At 47.9% G+C, this 22,904-nt stretch carries 17 protein-coding genes; 13 read left to right on the top strand and 4 right to left on the bottom strand.

Features of this window, described 5'->3' with window-relative positions; genetic code table 11:
• Nucleotides 1-226: 226 nt before the first annotated feature.
• Nucleotides 227-1,498, bottom strand: a complete 1,272-nt coding sequence (locus HNQ57_RS02720; RefSeq protein WP_184461075.1) for a hypothetical protein — start codon at nucleotides 1,496-1,498, stop codon at nucleotides 227-229.
• 526 nt (nucleotides 1,499-2,024) lie between these two features.
• Here HNQ57_RS02720 and HNQ57_RS02715 point away from each other — a divergent pair.
• The 10 genes from HNQ57_RS02715 (at nucleotide 2,025) to HNQ57_RS02670 (ending at nucleotide 14,751) form a co-directional block, all read left to right on the top strand.
• On the top strand, nucleotides 2,025-2,711 hold the full coding sequence (locus tag HNQ57_RS02715; protein ID WP_184461074.1) for an HAD family hydrolase: 687 nt from the start codon (nucleotides 2,025-2,027) through the stop codon (nucleotides 2,709-2,711).
• 33 nt (nucleotides 2,712-2,744) lie between these two features.
• Nucleotides 2,745-3,710, top strand: a complete 966-nt coding sequence (locus HNQ57_RS02710; protein ID WP_184461073.1) for a sugar-binding transcriptional regulator — start codon at nucleotides 2,745-2,747, stop codon at nucleotides 3,708-3,710.
• A gap of 155 nt (nucleotides 3,711-3,865) precedes the next feature.
• Complete coding sequence (locus HNQ57_RS02705) at nucleotides 3,866-5,581, top strand: purine-cytosine permease family protein (RefSeq protein ID WP_184461072.1); 1,716 nt, start codon at nucleotides 3,866-3,868, stop codon at nucleotides 5,579-5,581.
• An 81-nt stretch (nucleotides 5,582-5,662) separates the two neighbouring features.
• Nucleotides 5,663-7,207, top strand: a complete 1,545-nt coding sequence (locus HNQ57_RS02700; RefSeq protein WP_184461071.1) for a mannitol dehydrogenase family protein — start codon at nucleotides 5,663-5,665, stop codon at nucleotides 7,205-7,207.
• The gene (locus HNQ57_RS02695; protein ID WP_184461070.1) at nucleotides 7,207-8,127 is read left to right on the top strand and encodes a carbohydrate kinase family protein; all 921 of its coding nucleotides are present in this window, start codon (nucleotides 7,207-7,209) and stop codon (nucleotides 8,125-8,127) included. The genes HNQ57_RS02700 and HNQ57_RS02695 overlap by 1 nt, the downstream gene beginning before the upstream one ends.
• 72 nt (nucleotides 8,128-8,199) lie before the next feature.
• Entirely contained in the window at nucleotides 8,200-9,861 is a 1,662-nt protein-coding gene (gene pgi, locus HNQ57_RS02690) for a glucose-6-phosphate isomerase (protein WP_184461069.1), read from the top strand.
• Between the two features lie 158 nt (nucleotides 9,862-10,019).
• Complete coding sequence (edd, locus tag HNQ57_RS02685; protein ID WP_184461068.1) at nucleotides 10,020-11,831, top strand: phosphogluconate dehydratase; 1,812 nt, start codon at nucleotides 10,020-10,022, stop codon at nucleotides 11,829-11,831.
• Nucleotides 11,832-11,907: 76 nt separating this feature from the next.
• Complete coding sequence (gene zwf / locus HNQ57_RS02680) at nucleotides 11,908-13,377, top strand: glucose-6-phosphate dehydrogenase (RefSeq protein WP_184461067.1); 1,470 nt, start codon at nucleotides 11,908-11,910, stop codon at nucleotides 13,375-13,377.
• On the top strand, nucleotides 13,377-14,090 hold the full coding sequence (pgl, locus tag HNQ57_RS02675) for a 6-phosphogluconolactonase (protein ID WP_184461066.1): 714 nt from the start codon (nucleotides 13,377-13,379) through the stop codon (nucleotides 14,088-14,090). Before zwf ends, pgl begins: the two co-directional genes overlap by 1 nt.
• Before the next feature lie 34 nt (nucleotides 14,091-14,124).
• The gene (locus tag HNQ57_RS02670) at nucleotides 14,125-14,751 is read left to right on the top strand and encodes a bifunctional 4-hydroxy-2-oxoglutarate aldolase/2-dehydro-3-deoxy-phosphogluconate aldolase (RefSeq protein ID WP_184461065.1); all 627 of its coding nucleotides are present in this window, start codon (nucleotides 14,125-14,127) and stop codon (nucleotides 14,749-14,751) included.
• Between the two features lie 5 nt (nucleotides 14,752-14,756).
• Here the strand turns inward: HNQ57_RS02670 and HNQ57_RS02665 are convergent, their stop codons facing one another.
• Nucleotides 14,757-15,638, bottom strand: coding sequence for an SIS domain-containing protein (locus HNQ57_RS02665; protein ID WP_184461064.1), 882 nt, complete (start codon nucleotides 15,636-15,638; stop codon nucleotides 14,757-14,759).
• A gap of 231 nt (nucleotides 15,639-15,869) precedes the next feature.
• On the opposite strand from HNQ57_RS02665, the gene gap reads away from it, so the two are divergent.
• Nucleotides 15,870-16,913: a type I glyceraldehyde-3-phosphate dehydrogenase gene (gene gap, locus HNQ57_RS02660; protein ID WP_184461063.1), complete on the top strand. Its 1,044-nt coding sequence runs from the start codon at nucleotides 15,870-15,872 to the stop codon at nucleotides 16,911-16,913.
• Nucleotides 16,910-18,358: a pyruvate kinase gene (gene pyk / locus HNQ57_RS02655; protein WP_184461062.1), complete on the top strand. Its 1,449-nt coding sequence runs from the start codon at nucleotides 16,910-16,912 to the stop codon at nucleotides 18,356-18,358. Before gap ends, pyk begins: the two co-directional genes overlap by 4 nt.
• Before the next feature lie 931 nt (nucleotides 18,359-19,289).
• Here pyk and HNQ57_RS02650 read toward each other — a convergent pair.
• Together HNQ57_RS02650 and HNQ57_RS02645 are read right to left on the bottom strand one after the other, a co-directional pair.
• Nucleotides 19,290-19,898 (bottom strand): hypothetical protein, encoded by a 609-nt coding sequence (locus HNQ57_RS02650; protein WP_184461061.1) that lies wholly within the window; start codon nucleotides 19,896-19,898, stop codon nucleotides 19,290-19,292.
• A 426-nt stretch (nucleotides 19,899-20,324) separates the two neighbouring features.
• Nucleotides 20,325-21,965 carry a long-chain fatty acid--CoA ligase gene (locus HNQ57_RS02645; protein WP_184461060.1) on the bottom strand — a complete coding sequence of 547 codons (1,641 nt, stop codon included), beginning with the start codon at nucleotides 21,963-21,965 and terminating at the stop codon, nucleotides 20,325-20,327.
• Nucleotides 21,966-22,483: 518 nt separating this feature from the next.
• Here HNQ57_RS02645 and HNQ57_RS02640 point away from each other — a divergent pair.
• Nucleotides 22,484-22,624, top strand: coding sequence for a hypothetical protein (locus HNQ57_RS02640; protein WP_184461059.1), 141 nt, complete (start codon nucleotides 22,484-22,486; stop codon nucleotides 22,622-22,624).
• The last annotated feature ends 280 nt before the right edge of the window (nucleotides 22,625-22,904 follow it).

The following is a 22,904-nucleotide window of genomic DNA, read 5'->3' as shown; positions in this document are numbered from 1 at the left end:
CCGTCCGTGTAACACTTTCCCGCAGGAGGACTGCGGAGATGGGACGGCAATTACAAAGTTTAGGGCTAGCAAATATCTAGAAAAGCCAGGGAAGTGCAGTAAGCGTTAATCAGAATCATTAGTTTATTATAAATACTGATTAATGGGGCGGTTACCCATGTCTATGGCGGCGATAGCTGGCTATTAGCTATCGCCATGGTCTCAATGAGGTTAGCGCGAAGGGCAATTAGTCGAAAACCACCGATAGTTCTGCCGTTAGTCCATCCCAATCAGCGCCGATTTGCCCAGCAGAGGTATTTCCTTCCGATTGTTTGACGTACTCCGCTTTGAACAGGGTGTTGTCCGTTAGCCACCAGCCTAGGCCGAGCTGGATGCGATTAAGGTCCTTGTCGCCAGAAATATTATCACTTTTGTTGATAGCCGAACTAAAGCGCGATGCAATGTATAAGCGGTTGAGGGTGAGGTATTGTGTGGCCTCGATTGCATAGTAGTTAATTTCGCTAGCGATCTCTTGATAAGCAACGGCTTGACTGGCTACAGTTTGATCGCCATTACTATCAACGAAGCTGAATTCATCTTTAGCGATACCCGCCCAGCCACGGAATTCGGTGCCTGGGCGGGCTTGGTAGTGAGCGTTGATTTGAAAAATATTCGCGTCTAAGCCCGGCAGTAAGCCAGCGTGGGTGTCGCGTGAACTTGCACCCGACGCAGCGAAATTATAGTTGTCACCATCGCCTTGAATTAGCCCAGCGGTTTGCACGTCGGCAAAGAGTCGGTTAGTGACTTGGTCACCTAAACTGCTGATAAACCAGCCTAGGCCTAAATTTAAACCGAAACCCGTGTTAAGCGACAGCTGGCCGAAGGTGTTGAAACCTCGATCTCCACTGTAGTCTTCAAAGAACGTCGGTACTGTAAAGCCAATGTCGGCATTCACTTGCGTGATTACCGAATCAGACACCTTGTGTGACCACAAACTTTGAATTCCGGATTCTGCAGTTACAAAGTCAATAGGGGAATTCCCAATAAGTGGGTTGCTTTGTACAGCGGCGCCGTCCGAGTAGCCCCGGAACTCAAATACCGTGGAAACAATGTTCCCAGCACGAAATAGCCAACTTTGGTCTTGTTGAGCGCTTCCAGCTAGGCCGAAAATATCTAGGTCGATGTATCCTAAATCCTGGGAAATTTCAAACTGGTCATCAGTGCCGAAATCATTGGGTTCTTCGCCGAGGTCAACATAGACGGTAACGTGATCGTGAACTTTAACAACTAGCTCAATATTAAAGCGAAGCCGTTGGAAGCCCGGTGCCATATCGGTATTGGGTATTTCAAACGCACCTGGTTTTGCCTCTATTGCTTGGAAACCCTGCATAAGCATTAATTTGGCTTGAATTTTATCGTCGAAAAATTCGGCGGAGAAAGTTGGGCTTGCCAGTGCTATACAGGAAAGTCCTAGGGTTAAGCGACCATGGGCTAATTGACTCACGCGATTTCTTATCATGGTAATCACCTTGTTTTTTGCCTGACTTTGCAGGTCTGATTATTGTCTTGTCTTGTCTTGTCTTGTCTTGTCGTGCTGGTGTAGTGAGCTTACGCGGTAATATTTTTATCGTAGAAATTAAGTCTGGGCATTGGCCCTCATTACGGGCATATTCTCAGCATGCCTTTTCGTCGTCAAGTTTTCCAGGGAGTGCACGCGTATATTTTTGTGCTGGTTAAATTTTATTTAAATAAAATCAACACCTTAAGTCCGGTTGTTTGTGTTGTTTGCTATCTCGCTTAGGAGGGGGCGATAAACCCTCGGTCTTTCAACTAGCCAAAAGCAGGGGTCTCGGGGTGAAGTGATGATTGACATTAGGGGTGACTTGTGGGAATGTGCCCACTACTTGAGCTTTTGCTCATTTGAGCTCAGGCGATGGCCAGACCGAAGTTGTTGTGGTAGCAGATAGCTTTCGTTTAGCGAGTTTAATCATCGTAGCAGCACCTAGCTTGTGGTGTTATCGATGCGAAAAGTTATAGGTATGGCAATGAATAAAAATATAAAGTTGATTATTTTCGATTGCGATGGTGTGTTAATTGATAGCGAAATCATTAGCGCAACGGTATTGATTGAAAAATTACGCGAGCTGGGTGTCGATATTGATATTCAGTATGTTCAGCGTCATTTTCTCGGGTATAGCTTCACGTCAGTCAGAGAAAAGGTTCTTGGGAATCTCGGTGTCGATTTACCGAAGGAATTTGAGGCCGAGTATCGCGCTGTTCTGCTTGAGCGATTTAGGCGGGAGCTACAGGCGACGCACGGCGTTAAAGCCTTGCTGTCCGCACTTAAACTCGAGTTTTGCTTAGCAACAAGCAGTGGCCATGAACGTACGCGCGAAGCACTTCGTATTAGCGGTTTAGCAGAATTTTTCACTGCCAATGTATTTACCGCTGACGAGGTGAAGCAGGGTAAGCCCGCACCAGATTTATTTTTGTATGCCGCGAAAAAGATGGGCGTGCCGCCCAGCGAGTGCCTAGTAATTGAAGATAGTCTTGCTGGCGTTACTGCGGCGGTATCAGCCGGTATGCAGGTAATTCATTACACAGGTGGCCTTCATATTAGCGGCTCTATATCACCGGTTTTAGAAATATTTCCGCAGCAGCCAGTGTTAAAACACTGGAAAGATTTAGTAGAACTGCTGTCAGCGAATGGATGGTCGACCCAGATTATATAAGTGAAAGTGAAAAATAATTATTAGGGCATCACTATGGATAATAAATCAAATTCTGAACTAAAGCGGCTTGATGATGCTGCTCGTGCAGCATGGCTCTATTACGTTGCTAAAAATACACAGGACGAAATCGCGCAAAAATTGGACGTTTCTCGGCAATCAGCCCAGCGTTTAGTTGCACTTGCTGTCAGTGAAGGCTTGGTGAAAGTGCGATTAGAGCATCCAATAACGCAATGCATGGAGTTAGCTCAGCAGCTAAAAGAAAAATTTGGTCTGCTCGACTGCGAAGTTGTTCCAAGCGATCCGGCTTCACCCAATGCTAATCACGGACTAGCCCAGTGCGGAGCCGCAATATTAGAGCGCTATCTAAAGTCGGAAACACCAAAAATTCTTGCATTTGGTACAGGCCGGGCCTTAAAAGCCTGTATCGATGAGGTCCCGGCAATGCAATGCCAGCAGCACAAGATTGTTTCCATGCTGGGAAATATGATGTCAGACGGCGCCGCCTCGGCATTTGATATTGTGGTTTCTATGGCAAATCGCGTTAATGCCAAACATTACCCTATGCCCTTACCCGTTATTGCGTCATCTGTTCAAGAAAAAAAGATGCTCCATAGCCTGCAACCAGTAAAGAGTATATTTAGTTTAATTGAACAAGCCGACGCGACCTTTGTTGGTGTAGGTCAGATTTCAGCAAGTTCCCCTTTATTTATAGATGGGTTTATTGACGACGACGAACTGAATGCTGTCATAAATGACGGAGCAAGAGGTGAAGTCATCAGCTGGCTGTATGACGCTAATGGCAAACTCCTTAAGAACGAAACCAATAAAAGAGTGGTGAGTGCGCCCTTAACGGTAAACGCCACTAAGCCTGTATATGGAGTTGCTGCAGGAGAGGACAAAGTCGCTGCTATTCATGCCGCTCTGCGAGGGAAATTAATTAATTCTCTGATTACTAATGAGTATACGGCCAAAGCTTTGCTTAATCTATCGTCGAAATAGTCGTATCGGGAGGTCGAACGGTAAAGTTTGTCAACGATTTAACTAATGTCAGTTAGCAAAATAGTTGCAGATTTAACTCATTCGATTCTTATCTTAAAACGTTTATCACGTACCAGTTTTGCGATGGTGATAATTGGTGAATAGGAAAGCATGAAATGGCCGGTAATCAATTTAATAATAAATTTAGTGGCGTTAATGAAGAGCAGTTACCTATAGCAAGCAATAAATTACATGGTTGGAAGCATTTCGCTGGTTTATATGCTGGCGAACATGTTGCTGCGACGGAATTTGTTATTGGTGCAACCTTTGTTGCTTTAGGTGCCGCAACTAAAGATATTTTACTTGGTTTGTTGATTGGTAATCTGTTGGCAATGTGTTCGTGGTGGTTGTTAACCGCACCAATTGCAGTAGAAACGCGCTTGAGTTTATATAATTACTTAAACAAGATCGCCGGCAACTCGATGACAAAACTCTATAACTGGGCGAACGTCGCTATTTTCTCAGTGATATCTGCGGCGATGATCACGGTTTCGTCCACCGCTGTTAGATTTTTGTTCAATATACCTGCGCAACTCAATTGGTATCCTAGTAGTTTTTGGTTTGTTCTTATTGTTATCGCAATGGGTTCAATTGTTGTTCTAGTTGCTATGTACGGCTTCTCAACCGTCGCCGACTTTTCTAAGATCTGTGCTCCCTGGCTATTTGTCATCTTCATTGCCGGCTCTTTCAATCTATTCCCTGGATTGTCCTTCCATGTGCTGGGGGATACGACAATTACAAATTGGTCAGATTTTATTGCGATAGGCGATAGTTCCATTTGGACCGGGTTTACCGGAAGTGGCGAGAAGGGTATTGGGTTGCTAGAGGTTATCGGATTCGCTTGGGCGGCTAATTCGATTACGCATTTCGGCCTGATCGACATGGCAATATTTCGCTTTGCCAAGCGCAAGCGCTATGGCTTGCTGTCTGGTGTAGGGATGTTTTTCGGGCATTATATAGCGTGGATTTCGGCAGGAATTATGGGCGCTGGTGCCGCTGTTCTTCTGAAAACTACGATTACCAGTTTGGATCCGGGCGATGTTGCTTATCACGCGCTGGGCTTAACAGGATTTGTCATTATCATTATCGCGGGCTGGACTACCGCTAATGCCAACTTGTATCGCGCTGGTTTGGCTGCGCAATCCATTTTTGTTAATCATTCCAGAGAAAAAACTACCGCAGTTGTTGGTGTTGTAACCGTTATTATCGCCTGCTTTCCCTTTGTATTCTCGCAGATGTTACCGCTGTTGACGTATGCAGGGCTATTGGTTGTTCCTGTTGGTGGGATTGTGTTTGCTGAACACGTTTTGTTCCCAAAAATTGGCTTAACCAGATATTGGGCGAAATACCAGAATATTTCTCGAAGTGTGCCCGCCATAGGCTCTTGGGCTTTGGCACTAATTTTTGGTTTTGGATTGAATGCTCTCGACGTTATGTCTTTCTACTATTTGTTTATCCCAACGTGGATGTTCACCATTGTTACTTATACCTTGTTGGCTAAAAAATACGGTGCGGACAGGAATTATAGTGAAGAGATAGCAGCAGAAGCACTTGAGCAACAGCAAATAGTTGAGTTTCAAGATGCACAAGCTATTCATGATCAAGATTTTGTGGTTGATACCAGTGTCGTAAGTAAAGTTCTCAATGCGGTATCCGTAATTTCATTGCTTATTATTGCTGGATTCGCCTGCCAGGTTATGTTCTTTAGTTCCAGTATGGAAATTTACAGAATTAACAAATCTCAGTTTGAGACTTATTGCTTTATTTTCACTATTGCCTATTTTGGCAGCGCCTATACTTCATTGCGCCGTCAAAAAAAGCTTAATGCTTAATGCTTAATGCTTTCAGCGATTTTGCAATGTGCCAAAGAATGAATATTTGTTAGTTATCAACTTATTTGTAGAGCGTAGAATATGAATACTGCACCGCACGAACAAGTGAATAAAGGATTCTTGAATTCGTCGATATTGGCGAGATTGCCTAGCCATATTGATGTTCCGATATATGATCGCAGTCAGCTTAAGGCGGGAATTGTTCATATTGGTGTGGGTGGCTTTCATCGCTCGCACCAAGCTGCATATCTTAACGAGCTATTGAAGTCTCCGGGTTCAGAACAGTGGGGAATATGTGGCGTTGGTTTGCTGGATTGTAATCGTGACTTGCGGGATATCCTCGTCAAACAAGATTACCTCTATTCTTTGGTAGTTCGTCATCCAAACGGGACAATTGACAATAAGATTATCGGGTCAATGATCGATTTTATTTTTGCACCGGAAGATAAGCAAAAAGTAATTGATAAATTAGCGCATAGTGATACCAAAATTGTCTCTTTAAGCATTACTGAAGGTGGTTATCATATCCATCCCGAGACCGGTGAGTTTGATTTTGATAATGACGATGTTCGCCATGACATTCAGAATCCAAATGACCCAAGAACAGCATTTTCTTATATCATTGCGGCCTTGAAAAAACGTATGGTCAGTGGCCTAGGCGCATTCACCGTACAGTCTTGTGACAATATTCAACATAATGGGGCGATCACGCGGAAAATGATAACGGCGTTGGCTGAGCGGCTAGATCCTAGCTTAAGTCAATGGATAGAAGAAAACGTCTCTTTTCCGAATGCGATGGTGGATCGCATTACACCAGTAACAAGCAAGTTAGATATTGCTTACGTAGAAAACACCTTTCAGGTAATTGACCAATGGCCAATTACCTGCGAATCATTTTCGCAATGGGTCATTGAGGATGATTTTTGCTGCGGCCGTCCGAATTGGGACCTAGTCGGTGCTCAGTTTGTGAGTGATGTTACGCCATTTGAGAAAATGAAGATCCGGCTACTGAATGCTGGGCATTCTGTCCTTGGTTTGCTTGGCTCTATTTATGGCTATGAAACGATAGACGAAACGGTGTCTGATGTGTGTTTCGCTCAGTACTTACGTGCGTTTATGGATCTAGAAGTAACGCCTTTGCTGGATGATCTAGATGGAATCGATTTAGATGGTTACAAAGACACTCTTATTGAGCGCTTTGCGAACCCAAATATTAAAGACAGTCTGGTTCGTATTTGCTCTGAGAGCTCCGCTAAGCTACCCAAGTTTTTGCTGTCTTCTATTTTCGAAAACATAGACAAGGGGCGAGATTCATCTCTCGCGATTTTAGTCATAGCGGCTTGGTGTTTTTACAGCGATAAAGCGCTTAATCAAGGCCAGCTAGCGATAACTATTCAAGATGCAATGGCTGCAGAGTTGGCTGCGTATGCGCAAAAAACCGCTGAAGATAAGCTTTCATTTTTGAGAAATCGTCATTTGTTTGGAAATCTAGTTGAGAATAGCGAGTTTACTTTTAATTATACGAAAGCAATTGATTCCTTGTATTCGTCCTCGAGTGACATACGAGAAATCATGAATCGTGTTCTCTCGGAAAAACACAGAATTGTAGCTGAAGAGGTGAGCTGATGTCAGGTTTAATTGTTGACAGAAAATCATCTGGAGCGCTTGTCGTAAGTTGTTTTGGTGAGGTGCTCTGGGACTATTTTGATAGTGGCAAACGCTTAGGTGGTGCGCCTCTCAATGTTTGCCTGCGCTTAAAAGCGTTGGGAGTAGATGCACATATATTAAGCGCAGTTGGTAGCGATGCGTTGGGCGATGAGTTGTTAAGCGATATAAAAGAACGCGGCTTAGATTCTGGCTTAGTAATAGTTAATCCGAATAAAAAAACAAGTACTGTTGAGGTTATTCTCGATAAGGGTGGGTCGGCAACGTACGAGATTGCTACAGATACTGCTTGGGATAATATTGAACTAACACCTAAGATTGCCGAGCGTGTTGCGTCGTCAGATATATTTGTTTTTGGAAGTTTGGTCGCGCGCAGCGAGGTTTCCCTCAATACCTTGCGGCAGTTAGTCAAATGTTCTGTTTACAAAGTTTTTGACGTTAACCTGCGAAAACCACACTATGCGCTTGATACTCTAGTAGAGCTGATGAACGTAGCCGATTTTATAAAGCTTAATGATGATGAGTTATTTGAAATTGCGGGTGCAATGGGGTCGAAATTTAATTCCTTGGAACAGAATATTGAATTTATAGCGAATAAAACAAATACCTCTAATATATGCGTCACTAAGGGCCGGCACGGCGCCCTGCTTAAAGTAGGTGACAAAACCTACTACAACTCCGGTTTTTTAATTAATGTAGTGGATACCGTTGGCGCGGGAGATTCTTTTCTAGCCTCGTTGATTTATCAGTTAAGTGTTAGCAAAGATGCGCAATATGCTGTTGATTTTGCATGTGCGGTTGGTGCGTTGGTAGCGCAGAATCATGGAGCAACGCCCAAAATTTCAATTCACGAAATTCAGAAATTTATTAATCCTGCATAGATAGAGATGCCGAGAACGCTAACTAATAATAAGCATCCATATCTAAATTTAATATTATAGGAAATTACCCATATGTCGGTTTCGTTAGTTAATAGGGCGTTTTTACCGGTGCTCCAGCAGGATTTCTCGCGGCTGGAATCGATACATATGCGTGATTTATTCGCGCAGGATCCGCGGCGGGTTGAGCGCTATTCCCTTGCTGCGGCAAATCTCTTTCTTGACTACTCAAAAAATCGCATTGATGACGAGGCCTTAGATCATCTTTTTGAACTGGCGGCGGCTTCAGGGCTTAGTTCAGCGAGAGAGGCAATGTTTACTGGTCAGGCTATTAACAACACTGAAGACCGAGCTGTTTTGCACACAGCTTTGCGTTATAGCGGTCCGGATTCGATTGCGGCAGAGGGCGTCAATGTTATGCCAGCGATACGCGAGCAGCGGCAGCGCCTTGCTGATTGCGCTCGCGTGGTGCGCAATGGCCAGTGGCTGGGTGCCACCGGCGAGGTGATTCGTGACGTTGTTAATATCGGCATCGGTGGCTCGGACCTTGGCCCTGCGATGGTGACGCAAGCGCTAGCGCCTTATGGTCGCAGTGGCCCTAAAATGCACTTTGTATCTAATGTTGATCCGGTGCTGATTTGCGATATTTTGTCTGATTTAAACCCTGCCACTACTTTGTTTATTGTCGCGTCGAAGACCTTCACAACCCAAGAGACCTTGGCTAATGCGGGACTGGCAAAGCGGTGGTTGGCTGCGGGATTAGATTTGGCTGTGGACGATAATAGTTTGCAGCAGCATATGCTTGCCGTTACTGCACGCCCGAGCGTAGCCAAGGCGCTTGGTTATCTGGACGCGAACATATTCTGTTTTTGGGATTGGGTGGGCGGGCGCTATTCACTGTGGTCTGCAGTGGGGCTGCCAATCGCAATCGCGATTGGCCCTGAGGCGTTTGACGAGTTGTTGGCAGGTGCTGAGGAAATGGATGAGCACTTCCGGTCGGCACCACTGAAAGAGAATATGCCGCTCGTTCTGGCAGTACTGGGTATTTGGTACCGTCAATTTTTTAACTCGCAAAGCTATGCTGTGCTGCCGTATAGCCAGCGTTTAGCGCGCTTACCTGCCTATTTGCAGCAATTGGATATGGAGAGTAACGGTAAGTCGATTCAAAAAGATGGTGCTCCGGCAAGCTGGGCAACGGGACCGGTGATCTGGGGTGAGCCGGGCACGAATGGGCAGCACGCTTTCTACCAATTAATTCATCAAGGCCAGGATCTCATTCCCTGTGATTTTCTTGTTCCGACTTCGCACGAGGCGCCAGAACATGCCGAGCAGCACCAAATACTTGTCGCTAATGCAGTGGCACAAGCCGAGGCTTTGATGTGCGGTAAATCAGCGGAGCAGCTTCGAGCGGAACTTGCCGAGTGCTCGCTGGCGCCAGATAAGCTCGATTTACTTGTCGCGCATAAGACAATGCCGGGTAACCGGCCTAGCAATTGCTTGTTAATACCAGAGCTGAGTCCAAAAGTACTTGGCAGCCTAATCGCGCTTTATGAGCATAAGGTATTTTGCCAAGGTGTTATTTGGGGGCTTAACTCCTTTGATCAATGGGGTGTAGAGTTAGGCAAACAGTTGGCATCGCGGATATGTAGGGAGATGTGCGGTGAGGATTCAGTTGGCGAGCGGCACGATCCCTCGACTGAAGCCCTCTTGGCGCGCCTGTCTGCGGAGGTGTGTTAATTCAATATGCTAGTTACATAAGCTGTTTTGTAATAAAATTACATTTAAATTTTTTTAGTAGTTTTTCGTGTATATTAGTTAATTTAGTTAATTTAGATTTGATCCAGTGTAGCCTTGCCATATGACGATGGAAGGCTGACCCAGTGAGGATAAATAGCGTGCTTAACGAAGTTATCAACAAGGTCACCCAAGCGGTAATCGAGCGCAGTGCAGCAAGTCGGCAAGCGTATCTTGAGAAAATTCGTCGCGCCCATCGCCCTGGGGTGTCGCGGGGGCATTTATCCTGCGGTAATTTAGCGCACGGTTTTGCCGCTTCAGATGCTCACGACAAGTCTGCACTGGCGATAGATCGCGCGGCGAACTTTGCCATAGTCTCTTCTTATAACGATATGTTGTCGGCCCACCAGCCGTTTCAGGATTACCCCGCGCAAATTAAAGCGGCGGCTCGCGAGTTGGGCGCCGTAGCTCAGTTCGCTGGTGGTGTGCCGGCGATGTGCGACGGCGTGACCCAGGGGCGAGAGGGCATGGAACTGTCGCTTTTTAGTCGCGACAATATTGCGATGGCGGCTGGCGTTGCACTTTCTCACGATATGTTTGATGGCGTTTTATGTCTTGGTGTGTGCGACAAGATTGTACCTGGCTTGGCAATTGGTGCGCTGGCCTTTGGGCATTTGCCCTGTTTGTTTGTACCCGCAGGGCCGATGGAGTCGGGGCTGCCCAACGCCGAGAAAAGCCGTATTCGCCAGCTTTACGCCGAAGGTAAGGTAGGGCGAGCGGAATTGCTCAAGGCGGAAAGTGAGTCTTATCACAGCGCCGGTACCTGCACATTTTACGGCACCGCAAATAGCAACCAAATGCTCATGGAAATTATGGGCATGCAGTTGCCCGGCAGTTCGTTTATTAATCCGGGCACGCCGATGCGCGAAGCAATGACCAAGGCGGCGGTTGCTACGCTGAATACATTGTCGCCGCTATCGCCGGAGTTTTTGCCACTCGGTGAAATGATTAATGAAAAGAGCATTATCAACGGCATTATTGGCTTGTTGGCAACCGGTGGTTCTACGAATCACACCATCCACCTCGTCGCCATTGCCCGCGCAGCCGGGGTAATTATTAATTGGCAAGACATGGCCGAGCTGTCGGAAGTGGTGCCCTTGTTGTGCCGGATTTACCCTAATGGCCTCGCCGATGTAAATCATTTTCAGGCTGCCGGCGGCATGCCGCTATTAATTAAAGAATTGCTGGATAACGGCCTGCTTCATAACGATGTGAGCACGGTCGCTGGTGCAGGTGGCATGCGGCGTTATTGCAAAGAGCCCTTTTTAGATCAGGATGGTAGTTTAGTATGGCGCGATGGGCCGACAGTCAGTTTGGAGGCAGAGATTATCGCCACAGTCGAAAAGCCCTTTAGCAAAGAAGGGGGCTTGCGCTTGTTGCAGGGTAATCTTGGTCGCTCGGTGATTAAGACCTCGGCAGTCAAGCCTGAGTATCGAGTCTTAACGGCGCCTGCGGTTATTTTTAATGACCAAGATGAAATGAAGGCCCGCTTTGATTCTGGTGATCTTAATCGCGATTTTATTGCCGTAGTGCGTTTTCAAGGGCCCAAGGCGAATGGTATGCCTGAGCTCCACAAGCTAACGCCATTGCTTGGTGTGTTGCAGGACCGTGGCTACAAGGTTGCTCTGGTAACCGATGGTCGTATGTCTGGGGCGTCGGGCAAGGTGCCTGCGGCAATTCATTTGAGCCCAGAGGCCCTCGATGGTGGCCCAATAGCGCGGTTGCGTGACGGCGATATGATCGAGTTCGACGCCGAGCGCAGTGTCTTGCGGGTACTTGACGAATCTGTGTTCGAGCGGCCGGTAGCGATTTACGCTGGTGGCCATCAAGAGGGTATGGGGCGCGAGTTATTCTCTTGTTTTAGAAAATTAGTGAGTGATGCCGAACACGGTGCGTCGGTAATGGATATGTAGTTGCCCACGGTTGCTAGGAAGCCTTCGGTTATGCGCCCTTGTTGGTGACTGACCTCGTAAATAATTAGGAAATGGTATGACAGAGCCCTTTGATATTGTCATTTTTGGTGGTGCTGGCGATCTCTCGTTTCGTAAGCTTATTCCCGCGCTGTATCGCAGTTATTGCGAGGACAAATTGCCCGCTAGTTCAAGGGTGATTGCCTGTTGCCGAAATGCGCAAGAGCAGTCGGCATACCTGCAGCACGCTGATGAGGCCCTGCAGGAGTACTTAGCTGAAGGCGAGTACAGAACAGAGGCGGCGCAAGCGTTTATTGAACATGTGTATCCGGTAGAGCTTGATATTACTGAGTCGGGTGCTTTTTGGCAGACAATGGCCGAGCTATTAAACGAATATCGCCAGCGGGTGCGGGTGTATTACTTAGCCATTCCGCCCGCTATTTTTGGCGTTTGCTGCCAGAACCTTGCTAAGTATAAGTTAGTCGATGAGCGTAGCCGTGTGGTGGTGGAGAAGCCTCTGGGCTATAACGCGGATACAGCCAATGCGATTAATGAGGAGATTGCCCGCTATTTTGATGAATCGGCTATCTACCGCATCGATCATTACCTAGGCAAAGAAACTGTTCAAAACTTAATGGCGTTGCGGTTTACCAATGTTATTTTTGAACAATTGTGGGACGCCAAATCCATTGACCATGTTCAAATTAGCATCTCTGAAACCGTTGGCTTGGAAGGGCGCGCCGGTTTTTACAATGAAGCTGGTGCGCTACGCGATATGGTGCAAAACCATCTGCTTCAGTTACTGTGTTTGGTGGCTATGGAATCGCCCCACAAGATGAAAGCCAGCAGTATCCGCGCCGAAAAAGTAAAAGTATTAGAGTCTTTGCGACCAATGCGCGGTGACGACGTAAAACGGCATACCGTGCGTGGCCAATACGTTGCCGGCAACCATAAAGGGAAATTGGTGCCCGGCTATCTTGAAGAGTTGGCCGAGGCGCAGAGCAATACCGAAACCTTTGTGGCCCTGCGCGCCTATGTCGACAATTGGCGCTGGGCGCGGGTGCCATTTTACCTGCGTACCGGCAAGCGCATGAAGCAGCGTTGTGCCGAGATTGTAATTCAATACAAAGAAGTTTCTCATCGCGTTTACGATCGTGATGCGGGTGCCTTGGCGCCCAACCGCTTAGTTATTAGATTGCAGCCAGAAGAAAGCATTCAGCTCACTATGATGGCCAAAGATCTCGACACCTTGGATATGCGTCTGCAGCCCGCCACCCTCAATCTTAATTTTTCCGACACCTATAAAAAGTTTAAAAGCGACGCCTATAAGCGCTTAATTCTCGATGCGGTGTCGGCCAACCCGAGCTTGTTTATTCATCGCGATGAAGTGGCCCATGCCTGGGCTTGGATAGATCCAATTATTGATGCCTGGCAATCGGATGCTCAGGATCCTCATTTGTATAGGGCTGGAACGTGGGGGCCAGAGGAATCTGACGAGCTACTCGCCGAAGATGGTTTTAAATGGTTTAACGCTGGAGAGCAGCATTAATGGCGGCGGTCGAGTATTGCTTTAACGAGCGACAATCCTTAGTGACAGCCGTGGTGCATCACATTAGTGAGCTGCTTAATGAGGCGATTATCGAGCGAGGCTCAGCAAGTTTTCTGGTATCGGGTGGAAGTAGTCCACAAGCGGTTTATGAAGCACTTGCGGAGCGTCAGCTCGATTGGTCTAAGGTCGTAGTGGCGCTTGTCGATGAGCGCTGGGTGACGCAAGAGCACGCTGCGAGCAATGAGGCGTTTATCCGCCGGTCCTTGTTGCAGAGCTGCGCTGCAGCAGCGAGGTTTATTGGTATGAAAACGGCGGCTCACTCAGCTGAAGCAGGGTTGCAAGACTGCGAAACGTGGTTTGCTGCGCTACCGCCTAAGGCTGATGTGTGCCTGTTAGGAATGGGCAGTGACGGTCACACCGCATCGCTGTTTCCCTACGGCGCAGGGCTGGCTCATGCAATGTCGTCAGGCGATGCACGTTGCGCGGTAATACACGCGCAGCAGAGTGAAGTGACTGGCGCCCACACTGAGCGTATGAGCTTAACGTTGCCTTATTTGTTGGCGGCTCGGCAGCGAATTTTGCTTATTACTGGCAGTGAAAAATATGCGGTGTATTGCGCAGCAAAGGCCAGCAGCGACTTTATGTCGACACCGGTCAGCGCAGTGTTAAATACCGATGTGGATGTGGATGTGGATGTGTATTGGGCCCCGTAAATACCTTTTTTATTTTGAATAGTGGAAATTAAAAATGCGCAACTTAGATGAAATTATGGATCTGTGCCCAGTCATTCCGGTTATTGTTATTGATCGTGCAGAAGACGCAGTGCCACTGGCAACTGCGCTTTACAACGGCGGCCTTAAAGTACTTGAGGTTACTTTGCGAACAGAGTTTGGTTTGGCGGCCATTAGTGCTATTCGCAAGGCATTACCTGATGCAGTGGTTGGTGCCGGTACGGTAGTTACCGCTGAAGACGTGCGCAATGCCAAGGAAGCAGGTGCGGAATTTTTAGTAAGTCCGGGCTGTACATTGACGCTGCTTGAAGCCGCTCGCGCCGAAGGTATTCCCTTGTTGCCAGGGGTGAATAGTCCGAGCGAGGCAATGTTATTGCTCGAGCAGGGCCAGCGCCACCTAAAATTTTTCCCGGCTGAGGCTGCGGGCGGGGTGCCCATGTTGAAGTCGATATTAGGGCCATTGCCACAATTGCGCTTTTGTCCAACGGGCGGCATAAATCCCGATAACGTGATGGAATATCTTAGCTTGGCCAATGTTGCCTGTGTTGGCGGTACCTGGATGCTGGATAAAGCGGCGATAGCGGCGGGCGATTGGGCAGAAATAGAACGCCTGTCACGCATGGCTGCGGGACTGGCGGCGTAATGGATTTAGGGCTTACTGTTTTTTGAGGTTTTGCGCTCAGCGCTTGCCTTACGCTTGGTAGTATCGAGGCTGTGTTTCACTTTTGTTAGTTGGGCTTCGGCGGCGGGGCCCTGAGCGAGGGCTAAGGCCGTTGCTATTATATCGATGATGGTTAAGATAATAATTCGAGTGGTCATTGGTACGTAAATGGTAGTGTCTTCCAGCTCGTCACCGGAAGTAATGGTGATATCGGCCAGTTTGGCTAATGGCGAATCGGGATTAGTAATAGTGATCAGGGTCACTTGGCTTTGTTTCGCCAATTCGGCTATTTCAATCATCGCGTTGGTGCGGCCGGTTACTGAGAATATTAAAAAACAGTCTTTTGACGAAGCGCCAGCGGCAGCCATTCGCATCATTAGATGGTCGTCGTAGGCCACGGTGGGAATCCCAAGACGAAATAGTTTATGTTGCGCATCTTTGGCGATGGCGGCGGCTCCGCCCATGCCTGCAATAATAATTTGCCGCGCACCGCTCATGGCTTTAACCGCGGCATCTATCGATTGAGTGTCGAGGTGACTACGCAAATATTCAAGTGCCGCTTGATTGGAGTTAATGCGTTTTTCGATAACGGTATGGGCTGTATCACCTTTTGACACCGCTTCACTGATAAAGCTGGCGCGGTGGGCTAGGGCTTTAGCAAGTTGCACTTTAAGCTCTGGAAAGCTGTTGCAGCTCACGCTGCGGCAAAAGCGCGACACCATAGGGTCACTTACTCCCGCACGGCTAGCAAGCTCGGCGGTTGCCATATTCATCGCCTCTTCGGGCGCCGCCAAAATTTCATCTGCGACCTTGGCCTCGGCTTTACTGAGCTGATCACGCTGAACTTTGATTAAATGCAGAATGTTCATTATCTAAATTCCGGTGTTTGGCGGCGGTCGACCGCGAAGATAAATATGCCACGGAGCGCAGCATTACCTGAAACACTAATGTTTTCAACAAGCTGGTGATCTTATCCAAAGACTTCGAGATGCCTATACTATAATTTGTGTAATTGCATTACATTAAATTGTTTTAATTGTCTTTTGTAGGTGTTATCTTGTAATTAAATAACATTAACACGTTCGGTAAAGGTATTGGCTATGAAGATCCGCGCTGCAATAAATGGTTATGGCCGTATAGGCAGAAACATTCTTCGTGCTCTCTATGAGTCTGGCTATAGCGATTCTGTAGAGCTAGTGGCAATTAACGATCTCGCCGACAACACCACAAATGCTCATCTGACACGCTACGATTCTGTGCACGGGCGCTTCAATGGGAGGGTCGAAACGGCCGAGGGCGCCTTAATGGTGAACGGTGATCGAATCCTTACCTTTGCTGAGCGCGATCCCGCGAAATTGCCGTGGGACGATCTGGCCATTGATGTGGTTTTTGAATGTACCGGCTTGTTTACGTCTCGGGACAAATCCGCTGCACATATCCGTGCTGGGGCACGCAAAGTTATTGTATCGGCGCCCGCCAGCGGCGTGGATGCAACCGTTGTCTACGGCGTAAACGACCAGGTGTTAAATGCGCGCAGTGAGGTGATTTCTAACGCATCATGCACAACAAATTGCCTCGCACCTGTTGCCAAAGTGCTTAACGACGGCCTTGGTATTGAACGGGGCTCCATGACCACGATTCACGCCTTTACCAATGACCAAAACTTACATGATGTTTACCACGCCGATCTTTATAGGGCGCGTGCGGCGAGCCAGTCGATGATTCCGTCCAAGACTGGCGCTGCTCAGGCTGTTGGCTTGGTGCTTCCCGAGTTGGCGGGTAAATTGGATGGCATGGCGGTGCGGGTACCAACCATTAATGTCTCCTTAGTTGATTTCAATTTCCTGGCCAGCCGCGACACCTCAATAGAAGAAGTTAATAGCCTGATTAGAGCGGCGGCCGACGGCGCTATGTCGGGTATTTTGGTTTACAACGATGCGCCGTTAGTGTCGATTGATTTTAATCACCAGCCAGCATCGTCTATATTTGATTCATTACAGACTCGGGTAAATGGCCGAATGGTGAAAGTCATGGCGTGGTACGACAATGAGTGGGGTTTCTCAAATCGAATGCTGGATAACTGCTTAGCGTTGATGGCTGCGGCAAAACCTGCAGTAAACAGCAAAGGAAGTCACGCCGCATGATTCGCCGCACCAAGATTGTTGCCACCCTAGGCCCAGCTACCGACGGCGAAGGCGTGCTAGAAAAGCTAATACTTGCTGGTGCCAATGTGGTTCGGCTTAATTTTTCTCACGGCTGCCCAGCCGACCATCGTCGTCGCGCCGAAGAGGTTAGGGCGCTGGCAAAACAGCATCGTCGGAGTGTCGCTGTGCTGGGTGATTTGCAGGGCCCTAAAGTCCGAATATCGCGTTTTTCTGCAGGATCAGTAACACTTGAAAACGGTCAAATTTTTACTCTGGATGCGAGCCTGCCGAGTGACGGTGGCAGCATTGACGGCGTAGGTCTTGATTACACTAGCCTGCCTGATGAAGTCGCAATTGGTGACAGGCTACTGTTGGACGACGGTCGCATAGTGCTGGAGGTAGAGCGAAAATTAGGATCTAAAATTATTACACAGGTCATCGTGGGTGGCAGTCTTTCGAACAACAAAGGCATTAATTTGGAAGGTGGCGGTCTAGCGGCCAGCGCGCTGACTGAAAAGGATTTTGCCGATATTTTGCTCGCGGCCGAGATCGACGTGGACTATCTCGCCGTATCATTCGTGCGCAGTCCAGACGACTTGCACCGCGCCCGCAAAGCACTTATTAATGCTGGCGGCAAAGCCGGCATTGTAAGCAAGATTGAGCGGGCTGAAGCCGTGGCCGATCTCGATCTGCTAGACGATATTATTCGCGCCTCAGATGTGGTGATGGTTGCTCGTGGTGACCTTGGGGTGGAAATTGGCGACGCTGCCTTGATTGGTGTGCAGAAGTATTTGATAAAGCGCAGTCGCGCATTACAGAAAGTGGTAATCACCGCAACGCAAATGATGGAGAGTATGATCGACAGTCCGCTGCCGACCCGTGCCGAAGTATTTGATGTGGCTAACGCTGTTTTAGATGGTACCGACGCGGTGATGCTCTCCGGCGAGACTGCAGCGGGGCGCTTCGCTGTTGAGGCGGTTGCGGCGATGGATCGGGTTATCCTCGGCGCAGAAAAACATCCTGAATCGCGGGTGTCGTCGCACCGCTTGCATGAAAACTTTGTTGCGGCCGATGAGTCCGTTGCCATGGGGGCGATGTATATTGCCAACCATATGCAAGGCGTGACCGTGATTATCAGCTTAACGGAAACCGGAAATACACCGCTGCTAATGACCCGTATTTTCTCCGATATACCGGTATTTGCGTTTACACCGAACGCGAAAACCGAAAGTCGCGTGGCTTTGTATCGCAACGTTATACCAATAAGCTACCAAGTTGCCGATGTGCCCGCAGACAAAATAAACGAGAGTGTGGTTTCCGAACTGCTGCGTCGCGGCTTGGTTGCAGAAAGGGATTGGGTGATTCTCTCAAAAGGGGATTACAACAACGTTCATGGTGGCACTAACACCATTAAGATTGTCAATGTGGGTGACCGCTTGGGCTAGGGAGGTCCATTGCTGTCTGTCAGGTCTGTTGTCCCGCATTACTTTTCGCGCCTATGGCGCGTTTTTTTTCTCAAAATTTCCGTAATTTCTCTCGGTCGATGGAGTTATGTCAGCACAAAAATAACACTATTTGGCGATTATCTACTTTGCTGAAAATAACGCTTATGTAGTTGGTATAATTATGAAGGCCGCAAAATGACGACTATTTAGGCCTCTCATTGAGCGTTAATTAATAGTGGGAGTTGCTTTTTCCGTCTGTTGAGTACGTGTTTCGGCCTTGATTTTTATGGCTTTGCACCGTTGGCATACACTTCTCCGCTAGATCCAGAAATTCACAATATTGGTATATTTTTGCGGCAAGAGCAGGACATTCCGTTTTATTCACTAACGTTTCAACGCTCGATGTATTTTGACTATTCGCTACCTCCGACCTTTCCTTTAGCTAGCGGGCGCCCAGAGTCCGTTAGCGGCGTTTGTGAACGCGGCTGGGGCACGCCTGCGATTTTATACTACAGCGTCGGATGGCTTGATCGTTGGTTAAAATTGCCCGCCGAAGCTGGGTATTAAAGCGCCGATCAGGGTTTAAGTAACCAAGCGAGACCGTAGGCCGCTAAAAAATGAGCTATCTCTATCAATCTGCTTGAGACTACTCGGGTCGTCTAGGAAATTCTTAGCGCTGCGACAATATTCAGACAGGGTGTTTATAGTTAGTTTACGTAGAATTTTTTGGTGCCGGTACCCAGTGCGGTCTTGAACTCAGAGTGATTTTCGTTAAGTTTCAATTGGTTTTTGTATTAGACGCGGGGCGACCAATTCTCAATTTGATGTATTTCAGTGATATAACGGTTGAGAATTTTTCGACGTAAGTCAGCGCCCTCTTTTATTCCCATTAATGAACGGCTATAGCTGCTCATTAATGGGTAACTTCGTTCTAGTAATTTGGTTGTAAAGAGGCAATAGCCAAAATATCAATTGGCAGTGCATCTAGGCCAGGTGAACTGTCACCGCCAATCACAGAAAATACATCAATAGGAAGGACACTTAAGCCAGGTACCGGGCCGCCGCTAAGTATTGATACCACGTCAAGTGGCAGTGCATCTAAGCCTGGCAGGCTGCCGCCAAGTAGTGCGCCAGGATCAATTGGTAAGAAGGTTAAACCTGGTATGGTTGGCAAGCCAACATTCAATAAAGCCATATAATCAGTTACGTTGGGTAGGCCGCCGCTTAGCAGGGTGCTGGGATCAATTCGCAGGACGTCTAGGCTTGGTAAGCCTCCACCAAGTAATGCGCTAGGGTCGCTTGGCAGCGCGTCTAAGCCGATCAAGCTGCCGTCCAAGGCCGGCAGTGTTGTCAGTAGCACCATTGGGTCGAGGGGTAGTGCATCCAAACCGGGGAGTCCGCCTGCGCCGCCGATCAAGGCGCCAAGCTGATTGTCGACTTGAGTTAATACACCGATAACCGGCGCTAAAGGGCCAGCCATGCTGAGGGATGAGATCGAAGCGAAAGCGACTGCAGTCACCATTTTCTTGGTATTAGTCATTCTGTTCCCCAAATTCCATATTCTGAAAGTGAATGCAATGCATATTGCGCCACCGCTAACTAAAATTGTTGTAAGCGAGTACCATGGTACGGAGTTACACGCATATCGAGGTGTGACGGCGGTCGCAAAAATTGTCTGAGCTGGAGATGAAGTGACCGCTAATTCACGTAGAAACTCCTTTGATATTTTGCTTTGTTTTCTCATCTAAATACAAAACGCGGTTAAGCAATCCTAGTAAGACAGCTTGGTGAGCATGTGGGAACGAGTGGGGCTGAGAAGAGTTTGGCTCAGATCTAAACGGGCAGGCACCGGTAAAACACGGGTAACTGCCAGATCAAGTCTGAGCTACTGCAGGTAGTGGCCTAGTGAGGCTGGTCACTTTTTTGATTCGCGAAAATGTCATCACATCGATAACGATAAGCTTCGCTATGCGGAAGGATGAAAATAGTTCCAATACTCTTCACGTAAACTCAGTTTCCGAATTTTACCTGTCGCGGTCATTGGCATTTCAGTGATGATGATCACGTCGTCGGGAATCCACCAGCTCGCCATTTTGCCTGCGAGGTGATCCAGCATTGCTTTTTTGTCCAATGTTGCACCCTGTTTCAGCGTGAGAAAAAGTAACGGCCTCTCATCCCATTTTTCGCTGTAGCTAGCGACTACGGCAGCCATGTTGACCGCGGGGTGATTGCTAGCCACATCTTCTATATCTATTGAGCTGATCCATTCGCCTCCAGATTTTATTACATCTTTCGAGCGATCAGTAATCTTCATATAGCCATATTCGTCGATATGACCAACATCCCCAGTGGGGAAAAATCCATTACTGTCTAGCAGGTCGCCACCGTCACCATGTAAATAGCCTTTGGCGATCCATGGGCCTTTTACCCATATGTCGCCAGTAGATATACCATCGTGTGGGGCTATGCTGCCGTCATCTAAGACTATCTTCATTTCAACACCCCAAGGCAGTCTGCCTTGTTTAAGTAGCTGGGCATCTCGACTTTGTTCTGACATGGCAGCGACTTCGCGAGTTGCCCTGCCAATCGTTCCGAGCGGGCTAGTCTCTGTCATCCCCCATATTTGTACTGCACTTACGCCTTTTTCTCGTAGACGATTGCGAATATTCGTTGGCAGTGCGGTACCGCCAATCAATAAAGACTTAAGTGAGGCAAGGTCTAGCTGATTACTTTCCGCGTACCCAAGTACTAATGTCCAGATAGTCGGCACACCACAGCCGGTAGTAACCTTTTCATTGCGAATAAGCTCAAGTAAATGCTTGCCATCTAAATGGCGCCCGGGTAGTACAAACTTACTTCCGACCATACACGCGGCATATGGTAGGCCCCAGCTTTGAGCGTGGTACAGCGGTGCCGCAGGCATTACGCAGTCAAGTGCCGAGAGAGATAGATTGTCAGGCTGAGCAATGGCCATTGAGTGCAAAACGGTCGAGCGATGACTGTACAGCACCCCTTTAGGGTTACCGGTGGTCCCTGAGGTGTAACACAAGCCCGAGGCGGTTCGCTCATCAATATTTGGCCAATCGATTTGATCAGACTCGGCAGCGATTATATCGTCATAATAAAGTACGTCACCAAGCCGAGTAGGCGATTCTACACAGCCCTTTTTCCCCAGTATTATAAACTGCTGAACAGTAGGGATTTTATCTGAAATATTTTCAGCCAGCGCAACAAAGTCCTGGTCTACCATTAGCACCTTGTCTTGGGCGTGATTAATAATATAAACAATTTGATCTTCGAATAAACGGGGGTTAACTGTATGACATACCGCCCCAATTCCTGGTATTGAATAAAAACATTCCATGTGCCAGTGATGATTCCAAGCCAGCGTACCTACAACATCCCCATACTCCACGCCTAACCGTCGTAAGGCATTCGTGGCCTGGCGAGACCGATTCGCTAAGTCTTCGTAGGTATAACGAAAAATACTTGTGTCTTGCAATCGTGCAACGATCTCTGTCGTCGCGTGGTTTTTGGCCGCATGCTCTAACAATGTTGGTATTGTTAAGCTAACCTCTTGCATTAGGCCGACGTTAATTTTAGCCATGAAGTAAATCCCTTTGGTTACCCGTATTATTTAGTTCTGTAGATGGAATGAATTGGTCAATTTTTATTTGGCTTAGATCCAGAAGACTTTTCGCTAAGCTTGGGAGTACTCCCTATCATATAGGTTACGTTCTGCTTCGCCATACGACTAAGGTATTAGACTCACGCGAATACTGGCATGTATTTGTGCAGTGGAACTTATGAGCAGCGCAGGCGGAGTCAGCTGTAGTGGCTATAGAAGGGCGAGATATAGTGGCCGCGTTGGTTGGGCTTCGGCGTACATCGCCGGCGGATGGGCCGAGAAACTGGAGCACACGCGAGGCTCCTGTCTCTGCAAATATCGCGAAGCGCGCCTTTATGATTTGTTGTTCCAGATATTAGAAACTGTGGAAAATCAGGCCGACGGTGGGTGCGTATACTGAGGGGTACTGAGCTTATAAGGAGACATTAAACGATTTTTCCCCCTTTGATCCGGCGCTTTCTGAGAGTCGTTTTACCATTGGCGCGCGTGAGCCGGTGGTGTTGCCGGTTATTGTGACGAGCCCCTTAGAAATCGCGATCGACATTTTACAACCGCTGTCGGGTAGTGTGCTTAATAGTAAGCTGCAAGACGATGACTTGGTTGTGGTTGCGCGCAAGGGCCAACCAGTGTTGGCCTAGAGTGCGAGTTTAAATTTGTAAAAATTCCTTAGTTTGGAACATATTCAGGTAAGTGGTCGTCGCGCGGGGCGGTGTATTGAGGATATCGAGTCAAATCGGCTCGGACATGAGTGGAATAGCCGCGTTCGCTGTCAAAATATGAACGCGGCACTTTCGGTAGTCGCGAATTCTACCCTTGTTTTGTCGGCTGGCTATGCCTATGCGCACGAGGCAGTGCGCGATGCTAAATGGGGGGCTTACCGTTCTCTATTGAGGTGCCGTGGTTGAACCTTTTCCTTTC

The sequence above is a fragment of the Zhongshania antarctica genome (genome assembly GCF_014202945.1).
Lineage (GTDB): Bacteria > Pseudomonadota > Gammaproteobacteria > Pseudomonadales > Spongiibacteraceae > Spongiibacter > Spongiibacter antarcticus.
This window is presented reverse-complemented; position numbering and strand designations above follow the sequence as displayed.

What these genes read in the sequence shown, in the direction of transcription:
- HNQ57_RS02695 (WP_184461070.1), top strand. Translation starts at nt 7,207, where the DNA reads ATGTCAGGTTTAATTGTTGACAGAAAATCATCTGGAGCGCTTGTCGTA.
- pyk (WP_184461062.1), top strand. Translation starts at nt 16,910, where the DNA reads ATGATTCGCCGCACCAAGATTGTTGCCACCCTAGGCCCAGCTACCGAC.
- HNQ57_RS02650 (WP_184461061.1), bottom strand. Translation starts at nt 19,898, where the DNA reads ATGACTAATACCAAGAAAATGGTGACTGCAGTCGCTTTCGCTTCGATC.
- HNQ57_RS02665 (WP_184461064.1), bottom strand. Translation starts at nt 15,638, where the DNA reads ATGAACATTCTGCATTTAATCAAAGTTCAGCGTGATCAGCTCAGTAAA.
- pgl (WP_184461066.1), top strand. Translation starts at nt 13,377, where the DNA reads ATGGCGGCGGTCGAGTATTGCTTTAACGAGCGACAATCCTTAGTGACA.
- HNQ57_RS02700 (WP_184461071.1), top strand. Translation starts at nt 5,663, where the DNA reads ATGAATACTGCACCGCACGAACAAGTGAATAAAGGATTCTTGAATTCG.
- HNQ57_RS02720 (WP_184461075.1), bottom strand. Translation starts at nt 1,498, where the DNA reads ATGATAAGAAATCGCGTGAGTCAATTAGCCCATGGTCGCTTAACCCTA.
- HNQ57_RS02670 (WP_184461065.1), top strand. Translation starts at nt 14,125, where the DNA reads ATGCGCAACTTAGATGAAATTATGGATCTGTGCCCAGTCATTCCGGTT.
- zwf (WP_184461067.1), top strand. Translation starts at nt 11,908, where the DNA reads ATGACAGAGCCCTTTGATATTGTCATTTTTGGTGGTGCTGGCGATCTC.
- HNQ57_RS02710 (WP_184461073.1), top strand. Translation starts at nt 2,745, where the DNA reads ATGGATAATAAATCAAATTCTGAACTAAAGCGGCTTGATGATGCTGCT.
- gap (WP_184461063.1), top strand. Translation starts at nt 15,870, where the DNA reads ATGAAGATCCGCGCTGCAATAAATGGTTATGGCCGTATAGGCAGAAAC.
- HNQ57_RS02645 (WP_184461060.1), bottom strand. Translation starts at nt 21,965, where the DNA reads ATGGCTAAAATTAACGTCGGCCTAATGCAAGAGGTTAGCTTAACAATA.
- pgi (WP_184461069.1), top strand. Translation starts at nt 8,200, where the DNA reads ATGTCGGTTTCGTTAGTTAATAGGGCGTTTTTACCGGTGCTCCAGCAG.
- HNQ57_RS02705 (WP_184461072.1), top strand. Translation starts at nt 3,866, where the DNA reads ATGGCCGGTAATCAATTTAATAATAAATTTAGTGGCGTTAATGAAGAG.
- HNQ57_RS02715 (WP_184461074.1), top strand. Translation starts at nt 2,025, where the DNA reads ATGAATAAAAATATAAAGTTGATTATTTTCGATTGCGATGGTGTGTTA.